The organism is Paraburkholderia sp. BR13444 (assembly GCF_040948755.1).
GTDB classification, from domain to species: domain Bacteria; phylum Pseudomonadota; class Gammaproteobacteria; order Burkholderiales; family Burkholderiaceae; genus Paraburkholderia; species Paraburkholderia youngii.
This window is the reverse complement of the sequence record NZ_JBFPKM010000007.1, coordinates 230,223-247,249: the sequence shown is the minus strand read 5'-3', so window position 1 is coordinate 247,249 and position 17,027 is coordinate 230,223. Positions and strand designations below refer to the sequence as shown.

Below are 17,027 nucleotides of genomic sequence, written 5' to 3'. Positions count from 1 at the left end.
TAATGAATAAACGGTCAAGGTCGGTTATGCGAGGAATCGCACATTGCGTAGCAATTGCCCTGGTATTAAGGCGTGACTAAAACTGACGAAGCGTAAGCAGTCGTGTTTCACAGTTGCGACAGATTGGACAGCACGAGTCGACTGCGCTTTGCCGTGCCGGGCGGGACGCTTTTGCAACCTTGAGGAACGGCGAAGCCGCGTGTAGCCGGCCTTGCGGCCAGCCTGGAGGCTGGCGGGAGGCAGCGAGGAGCGCGCTTTGCCGCCAGCGCGCGGCGAATTGGCGTGTCAGAAACGAATCAATGCGCGCTGCGCCAAAAATCGGGCAGGCTCGTGCCGCGTCGAAAGTAAACCGATTTCACGGCAGGGTGAAGCTTTGACGGGCGCCTTACCGCTTGTTAAGCGGGTTGGCATAAGCGTTGCAATAAGGTCTGCACAGAAAAATGTTTTGCAGCCAGGTCGACGGTACGGGGAAAACCGGATTAAAAAAGACTGGCGGTAAAAAGCTCACTCGTAGGCATGGTCGGGGAAGCCATCAAGCGTCTGCGGGAGCGCGGCGGGGCCTTATTAAATACGTGAGAAAAACGGTTGAGTGGCGGACCGGTATGACGGCCATTCAAAACCGGACGAAAAAAGGCATCGACTTCGCCGTTTTTCCTTTTCGACTTTTTTGTCCTGACGACGCGAAAAGGATGGCGATAACGACAGGCAACGCGCTGGCGACTTTCGCGAGCGACGCGCCGCAAAGGGAAGGGGCAGCGCCGGATCAGGACCGGCCGGCGCGATGAAGCGGGGAGAGAGGCCATCGTCTCCACAGAGAGACGAATGTACGAAGTGAACCAGGGGCCGTGTCCGTGGGTTGGCACGGGCACGGCAACCTGGCCCGACGGCCGGGGCGCTGCGACGAAGCGGCGTGACCTCGCGCAAATCCGATCGACATCGGGGGCTGTCATGAAACCACAACTGATTCGCAGGCTGGCCGCTTCGGACGGAACGGGGCGCAGTTACCGGCGGTATGTCGCGGCGTCGCGCGCGCGCTTTTTCGCGCAGACGGCGGGGTCCTCGGTCGATCTGCTGGCGCTCGTCGTCGCCGAGACGCTCGAGCGCCGCGCCCAGGCCGAGCTCCGCCGCGCCGTGCTGCGCGACGCGCTGTACGAGATGCCGGTGCGCGCTGATCGCAACGCGGCGCATCGGCACGACGAAGATGAAAACGAGGTTTGACGCTTGCCGCTCGATACCGGCTCGCGACGGCCGTACAGGAATTCGATAGCACCGTTTGCCGGCTCATGGTTTTCACGGAGGAGCGCCGCGGTAAGGAGTTCGCGCCGCAGCCTGCGTCGTCAATCGTGAACAGACGACTTGAATAAAAACCCGCGCATGACGCGCCACGCGCCGCAGAGCTGCCATGATCGACATCTTCCTGATTGCCGCGAGCATTGAAAACGCACAGCGCATCGTCGTGCGGCTCGAACAGAGCGGCGTGCGTTATCGGCTGCACACCGCGTATGGTTCGGCCCGGCAACTGCCGATCCACGCGCGCATGCTCCGCACGGCCGACCTGCTGATCGTCGACGACGCCCGTCTGAACGTCCGCGGACTGGACGGCGTCGAGGAAGCGCTCGCCTGCGCGCCGACGCTCCATTGCATGCTGGTGACGCCGGCGCCGTCCAGCGCGCTGATCGGCGCGGCGCTGCGCGTCGGCGTGCGGCAGGTGCTGTCGTGGCCGCTCGACGCTCACGCCGTCGCCGATGCGCTCGCGCAGATCGAAGCGCGGCGTCGCGCGCCCCAGCGGCGCCGCGCGCGCGTGGTTACCCTCGCGTCGAGCAAGGGCGGCAGCGGCACCACGCTGATCGCGGTCAACCTCGCGTGCGCGCTCGCCGCGCGGCGTGAGCGGCGCGTGCTGCTGATCGACCTGAGCCAGCAATTCGCCGACGCGAGCCTGCTGATGGCGAATCGCCCGCCGCCGATGACGCTCGCCGATCTGTGCACGCGCAATGAGCAACTCGACGCGGCGCTGTTCGACGCATGCGCGATGCACGTGCGCCCGAACCTCGATCTGCTCGCCGGGGCCGGCGATCCGCTGAAGGCCGCCGAACTGCTGCCCGGCCAACTCGAGCGGATTCTGACGCTGGTGCGCGAGCGCTACGACGCGGTGCTGATCGACGTCGGCCCGAGCTTGAATCCGTTGACGATCCGCGCGCTCGCGCATAGCGACGCGATCTGCATGGTGGTGCGGCAGAATCCGCTGTACCTGCATGGCGCGCGCCGCATGCTCGATATCTTTCGCGAGCTGGGGCATCCGGCCAGCAAGGTGCGGGTTGTCGTCAATCAGTACGACAAGGACGCGCAGATCAATCTGCCGATGCTCGAACGCACGTTCGGCGCAAGGGTCGCGCATCAACTGCCGCGCGACGATCGGCACGTGGACGAGGCGCTGAGCCTCGGCGTGCCGCTGGTCGCGTGCGCACGCGACAGCGGGCTCGCGCAAGGCATCGTCCTGCTCGCGAACATGCTGTGGCCGGCGGGTGCGGAGCGCCGCAGAAGCATGCTCGGCCGGCTGTTCGCGACGTGGCCGAATCTGCCGCCGCAATTGAAGCCAGGGGTCTAGGCCGACGACGAGCGCTATCGCGCATACCGTAGTAAGGTGAGATACGGGGTCATCCCCCGGCCTATTCTGAAGAGGTAGAGCGGCTCGCGCCGTCCGGTCACTCGAGCGAGAAAATCACGTGAGCGCAGCACCGTCCATGCAAAACGCGCAGGGTTTCAGCGACCTCGCGTCGATCCTGTCCAATCCGATTCTGAATACGGATTCGTACAAGGCATCGCACTTTCTACAATATCCGCCCGACGCGACGGCAATGTTCTCGTATATCGAATCGCGCGGCGGACGTTACGAGCGCACGCTGTTTTTCGGCTTGCAAATGCTGCTGAAGGAATACCTATGCCGGCCGGTCACCGGCGCGATGATCGACCAGGCGCGCGCGTTCTTCAGCGCGCACGGCGAGCCGTTCAACGAAGCGGGCTGGCGCTACGTCGTGCAGCAATATGGCGGCCATCTGCCGGTGCGGATTCGCGCGGTGCCCGAAGGCTCGGTCGTGCCGACGCACAACGTGCTCGTCACTGTCGAATGCGACGATCCCCACGTGTTCTGGCTCACGTCGTATCTGGAGACGATGCTGATGCGCGTGTGGTATCCGATCACGGTCGCGACACAAAGCTGGCATCTGCGTCAGACGATCCGCGCAGCTCTGCTGAAAAGCAGCGACGATCTCTCGCAGTTGTCGTTCAAACTGCACGATTTCGGTGCGCGCGGCGTGTCGAGCGCGGAGTCGGCCGCGATCGGCGGCGCGGCGCACCTCGTCAGCTTCATGGGCTCGGATACGGTGCTCGGCGTGGTTGCGGCGAATCACTACTACCACGACAGCATGGCCGCGTTCTCGGTGCCGGCGGCCGAGCACAGCACGATCACGGCGTGGGGCCGCGAGCGCGAAGTCGACGCGTATCGCAACATGATCGCCCGCTTCGGCAAGCCGGGCGCGATCGTTTCTGTGGTGTCCGACTCTTACGACCTGTTCGCCGCGCTGAACGCATGGGGCGGCGAGTTGAAGCAGGCCGTGCTCGATTCCGGCGGCACGCTGGTGATTCGCCCGGATTCCGGCGATCCTTGCACGATCGTGCTGTACACGCTGCGCTCGCTGGAGGCGTCGTTCGGCTCGCAGACGAACAGCAAGGGGCGGCGCGTGCTCGACCACGTACGTGTGATCCAGGGTGACGAGGTGAATCCGGATTCGATTCCCGCGATTCTTGCCGCGATGGACGAGGCCGGCTTCGCCGCCGACAACATCGTGTTCGGCATGGGCGGCGCGCTGTTGCAGAAGATCAACCGCGATACGCAGCGCTTCGCGATGAAGTGCTCCGCGATCCGGCTCGGCGACACGTGGCACGATGTGTCGAAGGACCCGGTCACGGATCACGGCAAGCGCTCGAAGAAAGGCCGGCTCACGTTGCTGCGCCATCGCAGCAGCGGCGAGTACCGGACGGTCACGTTGCCGATCGTGTGGGACGAGCGCACGGTGGCGGGCGAGTGGGACGAAGTGCTCGAGACGGTGTTCGATACGGGCCGCTTGCTGGTCGATACGTCGCTGGCCGAGATTCGAGGCCGCGCCTATGCGGAGGAAGTTTGATCCAGCCATGCCTGACGATCCGTTGACGGCCGACTGCATGCGTGGGTGGCTACGCGAGGCCAGCGAACCCGAGGACGCCGATACGCGTCTGTTCGCCAAACTGATCGCCGCACGCGACGCTCGCAACGAACTCGCGTTGCTCGGCCTGCAAGCGCATGCATGGCGCGCGCTGCTAGCGAGGCACTTCGTCCGTGCGCGCATTCCGGCATTGCCGCTTCCGGTGGTCCCCAGCGAACACGCGAGCTTCGTCCATGCACTGCACGCGCTGCTCGTCGCGAGCGCGAGCAGCACGGTCCATCCCGACGACGCGCACTGTCTCGCGACGATCATCGCCCATGCGTGTTTGCGTCCGGATCATCTATGGCGCGACCTTGGCCTCGCGGGCCGCGATGAAGTGACGTGGATGCTCACGCGCTACTTCCCGACGCTGGTCGAGCGCAACGTCGATAACCTGCGCTGGAAAAAATTCCTCGCCGCGCAATGCGCGATCTCGTTGGGTCTGCAACCGGGACCCGCGCCGGGTTGCCCGGGCTGCGAAGACTACGGGTACTGCTTTGCACGGCAGCCTTGAAGCGCGCCACTGAGGGGTCGGCGCGAAACCGTTCGTGTATGCTTGCGCGCATGGCCGACACCGCAAAACCCGCTAAAAGCAGAGCCGCTCCGGCGACGAAGTCCACCAGGGCGCGTCCCGAGGTGCGCTTCAGAATGCGCATCCGCAACGGCGATGCGGTTGCACTCGGGCCAGGCAAGGTCGATCTGCTCGAAGCGGTGCGCGAATATGGATCGATCTCGGCGGCGGCGCGGAGTCTCGACATGTCATACCGGCGCGCGTGGCTGTTGATCGACGAGCTGAATCGCTCGCTGAAGTCGCCGGCCACGCAATCGGAGCAGGGCGGTCAGAGCGGCGGCGGCTGCACGCTGACGCCGGTCGGCGAAACCATCATCCGGCTGTATCGGGACGTCGAGGAAGAGGCGCGGCGAAGCTGCGCGAAGCAGATCGCCGAACTGGTGAAACTGATCCGCTCGTGATGGGCCCACGATGGCGTCGGCGCTATCGGTGTGGCGGTATCGGAAGGGTAAAGCCGTCGTCGGCTCGCGCCGGCCCCCCATTGACTCCGTTTTCCTATATCGTGTGCGCCATGCCCGCCGCCTGCCGCGCGCGGGCTGTTTTTCCGGAGCGCGGCGCGACTCTGCGCGTGCATGACACGTGATGCGCTCCCGCAATACACCACACGACATCAATGAGCCATCCCAACACCGAGCTGATCGAACGCTTCTACACCGCCTTCCAGCATCGCGACGCCGAGACCATGGTCGCCTGTTATGCCGACGACGCCGTCTTCAGCGACCCCGCCTTCGGCGAGCTGGTCGGCGACGAAGTGCGCGATATGTGGCGCATGCTCGTCAAGCATGCGCAGGACTTCACGCTAAGCTTCAGCGACATCGAGGCGGACGACCGTAGCGGCCGCGCACAGTGGGTGGCGCGCTACCGTTTCGTCCAGACCGGGCGCGACGTCGTGAACCGGGTCGAAGCGCGTTTCGTGTTCCGCGACGGGCTCATCGTCGAGCATCGCGACCGCTTCGATCTGTGGCTGTGGATGCGCCAGGCGATGGGCGTGCGCGGCACGCTGTTCGGCTGGTCGCCGTTCGTGCAGCGGATGCTCAGGCAGCAGGCGCGCCGGGGGCTGCTGCACTATCGCGGGCAGTTGAATCGCGAGCGCGGCTAGGCGCGTGCGGGCGGCGGCGCGCGCATCGCGCTTGCTATCATCGAAGCACGCGCGTGCCCGCACGCCTTGCCGGGCCGCCGCACAGGAAACGCTATGCGAGTCGTCGATGCCGCCTGGCAAGAATGGCTGAGCAGCAATGTCGCGCGCGGCTGCACGCCGGGCTCGATGATCGACGCGATGGTGCAGGCCGGCTTTGCCGACGGCGAAGCCCGTGTGGCGGTCCACCATGCGTTCGACCGGCGCGCGTGCGGCCCCTCACCACCCGCCACAGTGGCCGATCCCGCCACCAATCCTTATCGATACGACGCTGCGCCGCTCGCGCGCGGCAACCTGATCCGCGCCGCTGACCGCGACGTACGCGTGTTGCTACGCTGTGAGCGCCCACAGCTGGTCGTGTTCGCCGACGTGCTGTCGGCCGTGGAATGCGCCGAGCTGATCGAACGCTCGCGACATCGGTTGAAGCGCTCGACGACGGTCAATCCACACACCGGCCACGAAGACGTGATCCGCAGCCGGACCAGCGATGGCGTCTGGTATCGGCGCGGCGAGGACCGGTTGATCGCGCGAATCGAACGACGCATCGCGAGCCTGACGAACTGGCCGCTCGAAAACGGCGAAGGCCTGCAGGTGCTTCATTACGATACGCGCGGCGAGTACAGCCCGCATTTCGACTACTTCGCGCCCGATCAGCCGGGCAGCGCGGTCCATACCGCGCAGGGCGGCCAACGCGTCGCGACACTGATCATCTATCTGAACGACGTTGCGGACGGCGGAGAGACGGTGTTTCCCACGGCGGGCCTATCGGTCGCGGCGCGGGCGGGCGGCGCGGTCTATTTCCGCTACATGAACGGTGAACGCCAGCTCGACTCGTCGACGCTGCACGGTGGCGCGCCGGTGCTGGCCGGCGACAAATGGATCATGACGAAGTGGATGCGCGAGCGCGCGTACGGCTGAGGCGGCGCCTATTCGGCCGCTTTATAAACATCCGGCCGATGCAGCTCCATATACCGCTCGGGGTTCGCGAGCGACGTGAACCCGTGCGGCGCATAGACATGATGCGCGTCGGTCGTGACCAGCACGACTCTGCGCAGACTGGCGAGCGACGGGCTCGCAAACATATGTTTCATCAGCGCCGACGCATACCCCTTGCCGCGATACGCCGGCAGCACGAACACGTCGCACAGGTAAGCGAAGGTCGCCTCGTCGGTGATCAGACGCGCGAACGCGATCTGCTCGCCGTCGACAAAACCGCCAAAGCACAGCGAACCGGCGACCGCCCGCTCGAAGGTCGCGCGCGGCATGCCCTTGGCCCACGGCGTTTGCTGCGACAGGAACGCGTAGACCATGTCGAGGTCGAGATCGTCGATGCGGCTGGAAATCGTCAGTTCGCTTGCTTGCACGGGGTGTCTCCTGGTTCGCGTAGCGGCGGCGTGTGCCTTAGCCCTTCGCGGCAGTCTCGCCACCGCGCGAACCCCCGCCAATGCTCTGTCCGGCATTGCGCGCGAGCCCCATATAACCGATCACCGACAGCAGCGTCAGCACGCCGGCGAACAGGAACGCGAGGCGGAAATCGTCGAGCGTGAACACGTGGCCGGTCGTCTCGCCGTTGAACAGCGCCGCCACGCGCAGCGACACCGCGCCGAACGCGATGCCCAGACCGATCGTCATTTGCATGGCCGCGCTCCACAGCGTGCTCGCCGCACTCATCTGCGTCTGCTGGATATCGGCGTAGGCGAGCGTCGCCAGCGTCGAGAACTGCATCGAGCGCGTGACGCCGTACACGAACACCACGATCAGCACGAACACGAGCGGCACGTCCGGCGTCAGCAGTCCGCACAAGGTGATGAAAATGCCTGCCACGACCACGTCGACGATTGCCACCGTCCGGAAGCCGTAGCGCTGCAGGATGCGCGTGGTCAGCGCCTTCATGCCGAGGTTGCCGACCGCGCTCGCGAGCAGCAGCAGCCCCGAACGGAACGCCGACAGCCCGAAGCCGACCTGGAACAGCAGCGGCATCAGATAGGGCACCGCGCCGATGCCGATGCGCGTGAATGAACCGGTAACGACGGTCACCGAGAACGTCGGCACCTTCAGCGTCGACACGTCGACGAGCGGATGCGGATGACGCTTCGCGTGCAGGAACGCGATCGCGCCGACCAGCAGACCGCCCGCCACGACCGCGATCGCGAGCCACGCATTGGTGGCCGGCTGGCTCGCGAGCTCCGCGCCGTACAGGATCGCGGTCAGCGCGACGCCGCTCAGCAGCAGGCCGACGACGTCGAGCGGCTTGCGTTCGGTGCCGCGCAGGTTCGGCACGATGGCGAGCGCGACGGCGATCGCCGCGAGGCCGAACGGCACGTTCAGCAGGAAGATCCAGCGCCACGACGCGTAAGTCGTGATGAAGCCGCCGATCGGCGGGCCGACCACCGGCGCCGCGATGGCCGGCCAGGTGATCGTCGAAATCGCCTGCATCATGCGGGCTTTCTCGGTGCTGCGGACCACGATCAGACGGCCGACCGGCACCATCATCGCGCCGCCGATGCCTTGCAGCAGCCGCGCGGCCGTGAACTCGGGCACGTTCTGCGACAGCCCGCACAGCACCGACGCGACCGTGAACACGCCGATCGCGCTGACGAACACCGTGCGCGCGCCGCAGCGGTCGGCGACCCAGCCGCTCGCCGGGATGAAGATCGCGAGCGCGAGCATGTAGGCGGTCATGCCGAGGCTCAGGCTGTTCGGACCGACGCCGAACGAACGCGCCATCTGCGGCAGCGCGGTGGCGATCACCGTGGTGTCGAGGTACTCCATGAAGAAGGTGGCCGCGACGATGTACGGCAGCCAGCCGACATGCGCGGTGCGGGTGCCGCTGCTGCTCATCGCGCGAGCTCCCGCGGCGCGCTGGCAGGCGCGCAAAGACCATTGACGGGCCGGCGCGCGGCGCGCGAAGGGTTTGACTTCATGGTGCTTGAGATTACCTGTCGTGTGCGTTTTTGTGCTTCGGGCTGGCGGTGACATCAGCTTGCCTGATTTTCAGCCCCGCTTTCCAGCCCTGAATCCTAACGCAAGAAAGGGTCCCTTTTCACGCAGGCGTGCGGCGCGCCGCCGCGCCGCCGCCGTTGCGTCAGTCCTTGGCCGCGTATTCCTTGTCCAGCCGGTCATACAGCGGCTTGTTGACGAGCCGCTGGCGCTCGCTGAACGGCGCGACGATCGTCGCGTCCTCGTCGAGGCGGCCGTTGCTTTGCAGCGTGCCGAGCGCGCGCTGCATGCCGAGCACCGCGCCCTGCAGCGCCGCGTTCGCGTACAGCACGATGCCGTAGCCGAGCTTCGCGAGCGCATCGCGCGACTGCACCGGCGTCTTGCCGCCGATCACGATGTTGATGAGCTGCGGCACGTCGAACAGCCCCGGCAGACGCTCGATGTCGGCGAGCGATTCGGTCGCCTCGATGAACAGGATGTCGGCACCGGCCTCGATGAAGCGATGACCGCGCTCGATCGCGTCCTCGATGCCGTGGACCGCCGCCGCGTCGGTACGCGCCATGATCTGCAGGTTCGCGTCCTCGCGCGCGTCGACGGCCGCGCGGATCTTGCCAACCATCTCGCTCGTCGCGACGACTTCCTTGCCCGCAAAGTGGCCGCATTTCTTCGGCATCACCTGGTCTTCGAACTGGATCACATCGGCGCCGCTGCGTTCGAGCACGCGCACGGTCTGGCGCACGTTCAACGCGTTGCCGAAGCCGGTGTCGGCATCGACGATCAGCGGCAGCGCGACCGCGTCGCGGATGCGCGCGGTGTGCTCGGCGACTTCGGCGAGGCCAATGAAGCCGAGATCGGGCAGACCGAGCGACATATTGGTGACGCCCGCGCCGGTGATGTAGACCGCCTCGAAGCCGGCGTCCTCGATCACGCGCGCGCTCATCGCATTGAACGCGCCGGGCACGAGCAGGCCCTGACGCTGGTTGACCTTGGCGCGAAAGGCGGCGCGGCGGGTGGCGGAAGTGGTGGTCATGATGGGGGTCTCCAGAAGGAAAATGGGTCGTGGAACGCGGGCGACATTCTGCAGGAAACGTGCCATTGGCGGGCGTTCCACGCGTTGTGCCGATGGAACAATGGTTTGCGCGCGGTGGGCTCGGCCCGGGGCGTTCGTGGCACAATCGGTGGAACGTTTCATGAAACGTTTCGCGGAACGTTTCAATCAAGGAGAGCCGCGGTGTCCACGTTCACCCCATTCCTCGCGAACCCGAGCCCCGCTGTCGATGTCGGCCGCCCCGGCGTCGCACTCGTCAGTATCAGCCGACTGCAATCGCTTTGCGAGGCGGTAGCGCCGCGCTATGCGGGCCGCGCGAAATTCTTCACGGTACGGGAGGGTTACGGCGCGGCCGTCGCCGCGCTGCAGGCGTACGTGGACGCTGGTTCAGTCGATGTCGTACTGTCCGCCGGCTCGAACGGCGCGTATCTGCAAGAGAATCTCAGCGTGCCGGTCGTGATGGTCAAGGTGAACGGCTTCGACGTGTTGAGCGCAATCACGCGCGCCACCGCCACGTGGCCGCAAGCGCGCATCGGGCTGGTGCTGCATGAAGCGATCGCGCAGGAGCTGGCCGACCTGAGCCCGCTGCTGAACGTCGATCTGCGGCAGCGCGCGTACAGGTCGATCGACGAAGTGCGGCTCGCGGTCGATGAACTCGCCGCGCAGGGCTGCCGCGTGGTGGTCGGCGCGGGCATGGCCTGCGATCTGGCCCAGCAGGCCGGCATGGAAAGCGTGTTCCTGTACTCGCTCGCCGCGGTCGAGGAAGCGTTCGAGCGCTCGGTCGAACTGGCGCGGGTGAGCCGCCAGAAGGAATCGAAGCGGGTGCGCCTGAATACGATCGTCGCGCACCTGCGCGACGGCGTCGCCGCGTTCGACGAAGCCGGCCAGCTCGAAGCCGTCAACCCGGCGATGCTCGACCTGCTCGGTTCAGGCTCCGCACAGGCGGCCCCGCAGGACGACGAGGACACCTCCGCGCGGGTCGGACGCGCGCTCGCGCCGCTGTTGCGTGAGACGCGCGTCGCCGACCAGCCGGTCGACGAACGCATCGAGCAGATCGGCGGGCGCGCGCTGATCGTCAGCTGTGTGCCGATCATCGAGCAGGGCGCGCGGGCCGGTTTCGTCGTGACCGCGCAGGACGCGCTCGTTGCGCAACGGATCGACCGCTCGCTGCGTACCAGCCAGCGGCCGAGGCATCTGGTCGCGCGGCATCGGCTCGACGATCTGATCGGCGCGTCGGTGGCGCTCGAGCGCGTGCGCCGGCTCGCGCGCGCCGGCGCCGCGCACGACGCGACCGTGCTGCTGAGCGGCGAAAGCGGCACCGGCAAGGAACTGGTCGCGCAGGGCATCCATAACGCGAGTCGGCGGCGCGGCAATCCGTTCGTCGCGTTCAACTGCGCGGCGCTGCCCGAGGGGCTGATCGAAAGCGAGCTGTTCGGGCACGAGGAAGGGGCGTTCACGGGCGCGCGACGCGGCGGCAAGCCGGGGCTATTTGAAATCGCACACACAGGTACCATCTTTCTCGATGAAATCGGCGAAATGCCGGCCGCGCTGCAAAGCCGGTTATTACGAGTGCTGCAGGAACGCGAGGTGATGAAACTCGGCGCGGGCCGCGCGACGCCGGTCGACGTGAGAGTGATCGCCGCGACGCACCGCGATCTTCATGCGCTAGTCGAGCAGGGTGCGTTTCGCGCGGATCTGTATTTCAGATTAAATCTGCTTCAGATAAAATTGCCGCCGCTGCGCGAACGCCGCGCCGACATCGCGCCGCTGGCGCGGCATCTGCTGGAGCGCAGCGCGCTGCAGTACGGCTTGTCGGCGGCGGCGCTCGGGCGGGTGCTCGCGTTTCTCGACCCGCTTTTCGCGAACTACGCGTGGCCCGGCAACGTCCGCGAACTGGAAAATCTGCTGGCGCGCGCGGCGATTTATATCGGCGACGGGACCAGCGAGATGTCTGGGAACTCGACCGCTGACGCCTTGCCAGACTGGTTGGCGGTGTTTCCCGAGTTCGGCCGGATCAGGCTGTCCGGGGACGAGCGAATCACGGAAGCGTCTCAGGACGCGAGGCCTGGCAGCACGGCGCCCCGCGCCAGCCCCAGCCGCGAGGACGTGCTGCGCGCCCTCGAACAATCCGGCGGCAATCGTGCCGCCGCCAGCCGCGCGCTCGGCATCGGCCGAACCACGCTGTGGCGGCTTCTGAAGGGCTGAAACGCCGCGCCATTCGACCCGATAGTCTCGACCGACAAGATTAATAGGGTGGAACTATCGAACTCATTAAAACAATCCACTTTACCTATTAAGTGTAGTCTGAGATACTGACTCTACTTTCCAACCACCCTCCAAAGAGGATTCAGCAAATGCCGATCATCAACAGTCAAGTCAAACCGTTCAAAGCACAGGCTTACCACAACGGCGATTTCAAGACCGTCACTGAAGAAGACCTGAAGGGCAAGTGGTCGGTTTTCGTGTTCTACCCGGCGGACTTCACCTTCGTGTGCCCGACCGAACTGGGCGACCTGGCCGATCGTTACGAAGAGTTCAAGAAGATTGGCGTTGAGATCTACAGCGTGTCGACCGATACGCACTTCACGCACAAGGCATGGCACGACACGTCGGACACGATCCAGAAGATCAAGTACCCGATGCTGGCTGACCCGACGCTCGCCATCTCGCGCAACTTCGACGTGCTGATCGAAGAAGAAGGCCTCGCGCTGCGCGGCACGTTCGTGATCAACCCGGAAGGCGAGATCAAGCTGTGCGAAATCCACGACAACGGCATCGGCCGTGACGCTGGCGAACTGCTGCGCAAGGTTCAGGCTGCGCAATACATCGCGGCTCACCCGGGTCAAGTGTGCCCCGCCAAGTGGACGCCGGGCGCAGAAACGCTGACCCCGTCGCTCGACCTGATCGGCAAGATCTAAGGTCCGCGCAGCTCACGCTGCACTCGCAGTCTGCATCTGCCGGGGTCATCCCGGCGCATCACCGCGCGAATCGCCTGCTACGGCGTTTCGCGCGTTCCCCGGGCCCAGCATGTCCTATCCGGACGTGCGCGGCGCCGGGACACCAACACCCCTCGTCACGGAATCGCAACGCCATGCTTGACGCCAATCTCAAGACTCAACTGAAGTCGTACCTCGAAAAAGTTAGCAGGCCTATCGAGCTCGTCGCATCGCTCGACGACAGCGCGAAATCGCAGGAACTGCTGGCCCTGCTGAACGACATCGCGACTCTGTCGGAGCGCGTTACGGTGATCGAGCGTCGCGGTGACGACGAGCGCAAGCCGTCGTTTTCGATCGGCGAAGCGGGCAAGGAAGCGGGCATTCGTTTCGCCGGCATTCCGATGGGTCATGAATTCACGTCGCTCGTCCTCGCACTGCTGCAGGTCGGTGGCCATCCGGTCAAACTCGACGATGCGGTGATCGAACAGATCCGCAGCCTCGACGGCGACTATCAATTCGAAACGTATTTCTCGCTGTCGTGCCAGAACTGCCCGGAAGTCGTGCAGGCGCTGAACGTGATGGCGTTGATCAATCCGCGCATCCGTCACGTCGCGATTGACGGCGCGCTGTTCCAGAACGAAGTCGAAGCGCGCCAGATCATGGCGGTACCGACGATGTTCCTGAACGGCGAGACCTTCGGCCAGGGCCGCAGCGGCGTGAAGGAAATCCTCGCGAAGCTCGACACCAACGCCGGCGCGCGCGCCGCGAAGGAACTGGAAAAGAAGCCGGTGTTCGATACGCTGATCGTCGGCGGCGGTCCGGCGGGCGCTGCGGCGGCGATCTACTCGGCGCGCAAGGGCATTGCGACTGGCGTCGTGGCCGAGCGTTTCGGCGGCCAGGTGCTCGATACGCTGGCGATCGAAAACTTCGTGTCGGTGACCGAAACCGAAGGGCCGAAGTTCGCGACCGCGCTCGAACAGCACGTGAAGGCCTATGACGTCGACATCATGGACGTGCAGCGCGCCGAAGCGCTGATTCCGGGGCGCATCAACGAAGTGCGTCTCGCGAATGGCGCGGTGCTCAAGGCGAAGACGATCATCCTCGCGACCGGTGCACGCTGGCGCGAAATCAACGTGCCGGGCGAGCGCGAGTACCGCAATCACGGCGTCGCCTACTGCCCGCACTGCGATGGCCCGCTGTTCAAGGGCAAGCGCGTCGCGGTGATTGGCGGCGGCAACTCGGGTGTCGAGGCGGCGATCGACCTCGCGGGTCTCGTGCGCGAAGTAACGCTGCTCGAATTCGGTGCGACGCTGCGTGCCGACGAAGTGCTGCAACGCAAGCTGCGCAGCCTGTCGAACGTGACGATCGTCACGCAGGCGCAGACCACGGAAATCACCGGCGACGGCAAGAAGGTCAACGGACTGGTCTATAAGAACCTCGCTTCGGGCGAAGTGAGGAAGGTCGAACTCGAAGGCGTGTTCGTGCAGATCGGTCTCGTGCCGAATACCGAATGGCTGAAGGGCACGGTCGAACTGTCGAAGCATGGCGAGATCGTCGTCGATGCGCGCGGCGCGACGTCGGTGCCGGGCGTGTTCGCCGCCGGCGACGTGACCACGGTGCCGTTCAAGCAGATCGTCATCGCGGTGGGCGAAGGCGCGAAGGCATCGCTGTCCGCGTTCGATCACCTGATTCGCCACAGCGAAGAAGTCGCGGCGGTCAGCGAAGCGGAAGCCGAAGCAGCGGTTTGATCCGGCAGATGAGAGACGCAAACGGCGGCCCGCGGGCCGCCGTTTCAGTTTGCGCACGAAAAAAGACCCGCTGCATGCGGGCCTTTTTCGTTAGAGCACGGAAATCGATATCAACGCCGGTCGAACGAATACTTGCCGGGGCCGGTCACGCACAACAACAGCAAGCCACCGATGATGCCGATGTTCTTGTAGAAATGAATCATGTTGTCGTATTGCATCGCGCCCGTCATGTTCCAGTAGTGGTGGCCGATGATCGCGGTGCCGAGCGTATACAGCGCAAGCAGCAGCGCCAGCGGTCGCGTGAAGAAACCCACCAGCAGCGCGACGCCCACGACCAGTTCCATCACCACCGCGATAACGGCCGACAACTCCGGCACAGGCGCGCCGGTCGACGTCATATAAGCGACGGTGCCGGAAAAGCCGGTCAGCTTCGACCAGCCGAACATTACGAACAGCACCATCAGCAGGATTCGAGCGACGAGAACCACAGCGTCTTTCTGGTTTTCAAACAGCGTATAGCGCATGATTTTTCCCGTTAGGGTAGAGAGTTGAAGCTCGCTGAACATCGTCGTCCAGCGAGCCACGTTCAAGATTGAGTCATTAACGGCGCAAGCGGAGCGCTTATGCCCACAGTGCCGAGGTCTCGATGTTGCGCAGGTCGAACACGAGCACTTCCGCGTCGCGGCCCTGCGTGAACGTCAGCGCTTCTTCGCCACGCACCCGTGCCCCGTCGCCCTCGCCAAGCTCGACGCCATTCACCGTGACGCTGCCGCGCGCCACATGAACATACGCGTAACGGTCCTTCGCGAGTTCGAGCCGCGCGGTTTCGTCGCCGTTGAAAAGACCCGCATACACACGTGCGTCCTGTTGCAATTGCAGCGAACCGTCCGCACCGTCCGGCGACAGCACCAGCCGCAGCACGCCGCGCTTGTCGGCCGCGCCGAAGTGCTGTTGCTGATAGCGCGGCTTCGTGCCTTGCTGCGACGGCGCGATCCAGATTTGCAGGAAATGCACCGGCTCTCTCTTCGAATGGTTGTATTCGCTGTGCGCCACGCCGGTGCCCGCGCTCATCAACTGGATGTCGCCCGGCACGATCACCGAGCCCGTGCCCATCGTGTCCTTGTGTTCGAGCGCGCCTTCGAGCACGTACGAAAAGATCTCCATGTCGCGATGCGGATGCTTGCCGAAGCCTTGCGCCGGCGCCACACGGTCGTCGTTGATCACGAGCAGGTCGGAGAAGCCGTTCTGCTTCGGATCATGATAGTGCGCGAACGAAAACGTATGGCGCGAGCTGAGCCAGCCGTGTTCCGCGCGGCCACGTTGGTTGGCGTGTCTGATTTCGAGCATGCTGTTTTCTCCTTGAGTTTTGTCGTGTGATCCAGGCCAGATGTTTGGCTGCGATCGATGAATGACAGTGTAGGTCAATCCGGATCGTTATAATCATGGTAAAAACGGAAACACTGTCGCAATGAAGTGGACAATACGATGCAACTCGATGACATGCGAATCTTCGTCGCGACCGTCGACGCCCACAATTTCACCGCCGCGGCAAACCGGCTGTCGCTGTCGAAACAGTTCGTGAGCCGCCGTGTGATGGCGCTCGAGGAAGCGCTCGGCGTGCAACTGCTGATTCGCAATACGCGCAAGCTGGCGGTGACCGATCTGGGCCAGGAGTTCTACGAGCGGGCGAGGCGCATCCTCGGCGAGGTCGAGGACGCCGAGCAGGCGATGTCGTTGCGCCGTGCCGGGCCGCGCGGGCTGCTACGCGTGAGCGCGCCGATGTCGTTCGGCATGACGCATCTGTCGCCGCTCGTCGCGGCGTTTCTGCGCGAGCATCGCGACGTGCGCTTCGATATGGAACTGAGCGATCGCTCCGTCGATGTGGTCGGCGAGGGCTTCGACATGGCGATCCGTATCGGCACGCTGGCGGATTCGTCGCTGATCGCGCAAAAGCTGATCGATGTGAGGATGATCGCGTGCTGCAGCCCCGGTTATCTGCGGCGGCGTGGCAGCCCGGCCGTGCCGGCCGATCTCGTGAATCACGATTGCCTGCTGTACGGCCACGGCGGCGCGGTGAGCTGGGAGTTTCGGGTCGACGGCGCGGTCAGGAGCGTCGAGGTGCGCGGGCCGTTGCGGGCCAATAACGGCGAGCTGATTCGCGATTCGGCCGTCGCGGGACTGGGAATCGTCCGGCTGCCCGATTTCATCATCGCCGATGCGCTCGCCAGCGGACAGCTCGTGCCCGTGCTCGAAGCGTTTCTGCCGTCGGCGACGGGCGTCTATGCCGTGTATCCGCAGCATCGGCAAAGCTCGGTCACGATCCGGGCATTCGTCGAGTTTCTGCGCAAGCATTTGAGGAAAAAGCTCGCGGCCGAACCGCGGACGCCCGGCGGCTAAATCACCTGAACCAC

At 64.9% G+C, this 17,027-nt stretch carries 17 protein-coding genes; 12 read left to right on the top strand and 5 right to left on the bottom strand.

The window, feature by feature from the left end; all coding sequences use genetic code 11:
• The first annotated feature begins 602 nt into the window (after window positions 1–602).
• The 8 genes from AB3X95_RS21480 (at window position 603) to AB3X95_RS21445 (ending at window position 6,862) form a co-directional block, all read left to right on the top strand.
• A complete protein-coding gene (locus AB3X95_RS21480) occupies window positions 603–785 on the top strand; it encodes a hypothetical protein (protein ID WP_176367106.1) in 183 nt (60 codons plus the stop codon).
• Window positions 786–948: 163 nt separating this feature from the next.
• Window positions 949–1,218, top strand: coding sequence for a hypothetical protein (locus AB3X95_RS21475; protein ID WP_176123834.1), 270 nt, complete (start codon window positions 949–951; stop codon window positions 1,216–1,218).
• Between the two features lie 184 nt (window positions 1,219–1,402).
• Window positions 1,403–2,605 (top strand): CpaE family protein, encoded by a 1,203-nt coding sequence (locus tag AB3X95_RS21470; RefSeq protein WP_368622477.1) that lies wholly within the window; start codon window positions 1,403–1,405, stop codon window positions 2,603–2,605.
• A gap of 136 nt (window positions 2,606–2,741) precedes the next feature.
• Window positions 2,742–4,181 carry a nicotinate phosphoribosyltransferase gene (locus tag AB3X95_RS21465; protein ID WP_368622476.1) on the top strand — a complete coding sequence of 480 codons (1,440 nt, stop codon included), beginning with the start codon at window positions 2,742–2,744 and terminating at the stop codon, window positions 4,179–4,181.
• Window positions 4,182–4,218: 37 nt separating this feature from the next.
• The gene (locus AB3X95_RS21460) at window positions 4,219–4,752 is read left to right on the top strand and encodes a nitrogen fixation protein NifQ (protein ID WP_368622569.1); all 534 of its coding nucleotides are present in this window, start codon (window positions 4,219–4,221) and stop codon (window positions 4,750–4,752) included.
• A gap of 38 nt (window positions 4,753–4,790) precedes the next feature.
• Window positions 4,791–5,210 carry a winged helix-turn-helix domain-containing protein gene (locus AB3X95_RS21455; RefSeq protein WP_254905988.1) on the top strand — a complete coding sequence of 140 codons (420 nt, stop codon included), beginning with the start codon at window positions 4,791–4,793 and terminating at the stop codon, window positions 5,208–5,210.
• Between the two features lie 212 nt (window positions 5,211–5,422).
• A complete protein-coding gene (locus AB3X95_RS21450; RefSeq protein WP_176123760.1) occupies window positions 5,423–5,908 on the top strand; it encodes a nuclear transport factor 2 family protein in 486 nt (161 codons plus the stop codon).
• A gap of 93 nt (window positions 5,909–6,001) precedes the next feature.
• Window positions 6,002–6,862: a 2OG-Fe(II) oxygenase gene (locus AB3X95_RS21445; protein ID WP_368622475.1), complete on the top strand. Its 861-nt coding sequence runs from the start codon at window positions 6,002–6,004 to the stop codon at window positions 6,860–6,862.
• A gap of 8 nt (window positions 6,863–6,870) precedes the next feature.
• Here the strand turns inward: AB3X95_RS21445 and AB3X95_RS21440 are convergent, their stop codons facing one another.
• The 3 genes from AB3X95_RS21440 to AB3X95_RS21430 form a co-directional block, all read right to left on the bottom strand.
• On the bottom strand, window positions 6,871–7,308 hold the full coding sequence (locus AB3X95_RS21440) for a GNAT family N-acetyltransferase (RefSeq protein ID WP_368622474.1): 438 nt from the start codon (window positions 7,306–7,308) through the stop codon (window positions 6,871–6,873).
• A 37-nt stretch (window positions 7,309–7,345) separates the two neighbouring features.
• Window positions 7,346–8,785, bottom strand: a complete 1,440-nt coding sequence (locus tag AB3X95_RS21435; RefSeq protein ID WP_176123763.1) for an MFS transporter — start codon at window positions 8,783–8,785, stop codon at window positions 7,346–7,348.
• A gap of 244 nt (window positions 8,786–9,029) precedes the next feature.
• Complete coding sequence (locus AB3X95_RS21430) at window positions 9,030–9,914, bottom strand: oxaloacetate decarboxylase (protein ID WP_176106034.1); 885 nt, start codon at window positions 9,912–9,914, stop codon at window positions 9,030–9,032.
• A gap of 201 nt (window positions 9,915–10,115) precedes the next feature.
• Between AB3X95_RS21430 and prpR the strand changes: the two genes are divergently transcribed.
• The 3 genes from prpR (at window position 10,116) to ahpF (ending at window position 14,616) form a co-directional block, all read left to right on the top strand.
• The gene (gene prpR / locus AB3X95_RS21425) at window positions 10,116–12,137 is read left to right on the top strand and encodes a propionate catabolism operon regulatory protein PrpR (RefSeq protein WP_184227394.1); all 2,022 of its coding nucleotides are present in this window, start codon (window positions 10,116–10,118) and stop codon (window positions 12,135–12,137) included.
• Window positions 12,138–12,286: 149 nt separating this feature from the next.
• Window positions 12,287–12,850 (top strand): alkyl hydroperoxide reductase subunit C, encoded by a 564-nt coding sequence (gene ahpC / locus AB3X95_RS21420; protein WP_176106032.1) that lies wholly within the window; start codon window positions 12,287–12,289, stop codon window positions 12,848–12,850.
• A 173-nt stretch (window positions 12,851–13,023) separates the two neighbouring features.
• The gene (ahpF, locus tag AB3X95_RS21415) at window positions 13,024–14,616 is read left to right on the top strand and encodes an alkyl hydroperoxide reductase subunit F (protein ID WP_184227395.1); all 1,593 of its coding nucleotides are present in this window, start codon (window positions 13,024–13,026) and stop codon (window positions 14,614–14,616) included.
• Between the two features lie 110 nt (window positions 14,617–14,726).
• Here ahpF and AB3X95_RS21410 read toward each other — a convergent pair whose 3' ends face one another.
• Window positions 14,727–15,140 (bottom strand): DoxX family protein, encoded by a 414-nt coding sequence (locus AB3X95_RS21410; RefSeq protein ID WP_176123767.1) that lies wholly within the window; start codon window positions 15,138–15,140, stop codon window positions 14,727–14,729.
• Window positions 15,141–15,237: 97 nt separating this feature from the next.
• Entirely contained in the window at window positions 15,238–15,963 is a 726-nt protein-coding gene (locus AB3X95_RS21405) for a pirin family protein (protein ID WP_176123768.1), read from the bottom strand.
• Window positions 15,964–16,101: 138 nt separating this feature from the next.
• Here AB3X95_RS21405 and AB3X95_RS21400 point away from each other — a divergent pair, with 138 nt between their 5' ends.
• Window positions 16,102–17,013 carry a LysR family transcriptional regulator gene (locus tag AB3X95_RS21400; RefSeq protein WP_184227397.1) on the top strand — a complete coding sequence of 304 codons (912 nt, stop codon included), beginning with the start codon at window positions 16,102–16,104 and terminating at the stop codon, window positions 17,011–17,013.
• Window positions 17,014–17,027 lie beyond the last annotated feature (14 nt).

Bases quoted from the DNA above. Each gene is read 5' to 3' on its own strand.
- AB3X95_RS21405 (WP_176123768.1), bottom strand. From the start codon at position 15,963: ATGCTCGAAATCAGACACGCCAACCAACGTGGCCGCGCGGAACACGGC.
- AB3X95_RS21450 (WP_176123760.1), top strand. From the start codon at position 5,423: ATGAGCCATCCCAACACCGAGCTGATCGAACGCTTCTACACCGCCTTC.
- ahpC (WP_176106032.1), top strand. From the start codon at position 12,287: ATGCCGATCATCAACAGTCAAGTCAAACCGTTCAAAGCACAGGCTTAC.
- AB3X95_RS21480 (WP_176367106.1), top strand. From the start codon at position 603: ATGACGGCCATTCAAAACCGGACGAAAAAAGGCATCGACTTCGCCGTT.
- AB3X95_RS21445 (WP_368622475.1), top strand. From the start codon at position 6,002: ATGCGAGTCGTCGATGCCGCCTGGCAAGAATGGCTGAGCAGCAATGTC.
- AB3X95_RS21410 (WP_176123767.1), bottom strand. From the start codon at position 15,140: ATGCGCTATACGCTGTTTGAAAACCAGAAAGACGCTGTGGTTCTCGTC.
- AB3X95_RS21460 (WP_368622569.1), top strand. From the start codon at position 4,219: ATGCGTGGGTGGCTACGCGAGGCCAGCGAACCCGAGGACGCCGATACG.
- AB3X95_RS21455 (WP_254905988.1), top strand. From the start codon at position 4,791: ATGCTTGCGCGCATGGCCGACACCGCAAAACCCGCTAAAAGCAGAGCC.
- AB3X95_RS21430 (WP_176106034.1), bottom strand. From the start codon at position 9,914: ATGACCACCACTTCCGCCACCCGCCGCGCCGCCTTTCGCGCCAAGGTC.
- ahpF (WP_184227395.1), top strand. From the start codon at position 13,024: ATGCTTGACGCCAATCTCAAGACTCAACTGAAGTCGTACCTCGAAAAA.
- AB3X95_RS21475 (WP_176123834.1), top strand. From the start codon at position 949: ATGAAACCACAACTGATTCGCAGGCTGGCCGCTTCGGACGGAACGGGG.
- AB3X95_RS21465 (WP_368622476.1), top strand. From the start codon at position 2,742: ATGCAAAACGCGCAGGGTTTCAGCGACCTCGCGTCGATCCTGTCCAAT.
- AB3X95_RS21470 (WP_368622477.1), top strand. From the start codon at position 1,403: ATGATCGACATCTTCCTGATTGCCGCGAGCATTGAAAACGCACAGCGC.
- AB3X95_RS21400 (WP_184227397.1), top strand. From the start codon at position 16,102: ATGCAACTCGATGACATGCGAATCTTCGTCGCGACCGTCGACGCCCAC.
- AB3X95_RS21435 (WP_176123763.1), bottom strand. From the start codon at position 8,785: ATGAGCAGCAGCGGCACCCGCACCGCGCATGTCGGCTGGCTGCCGTAC.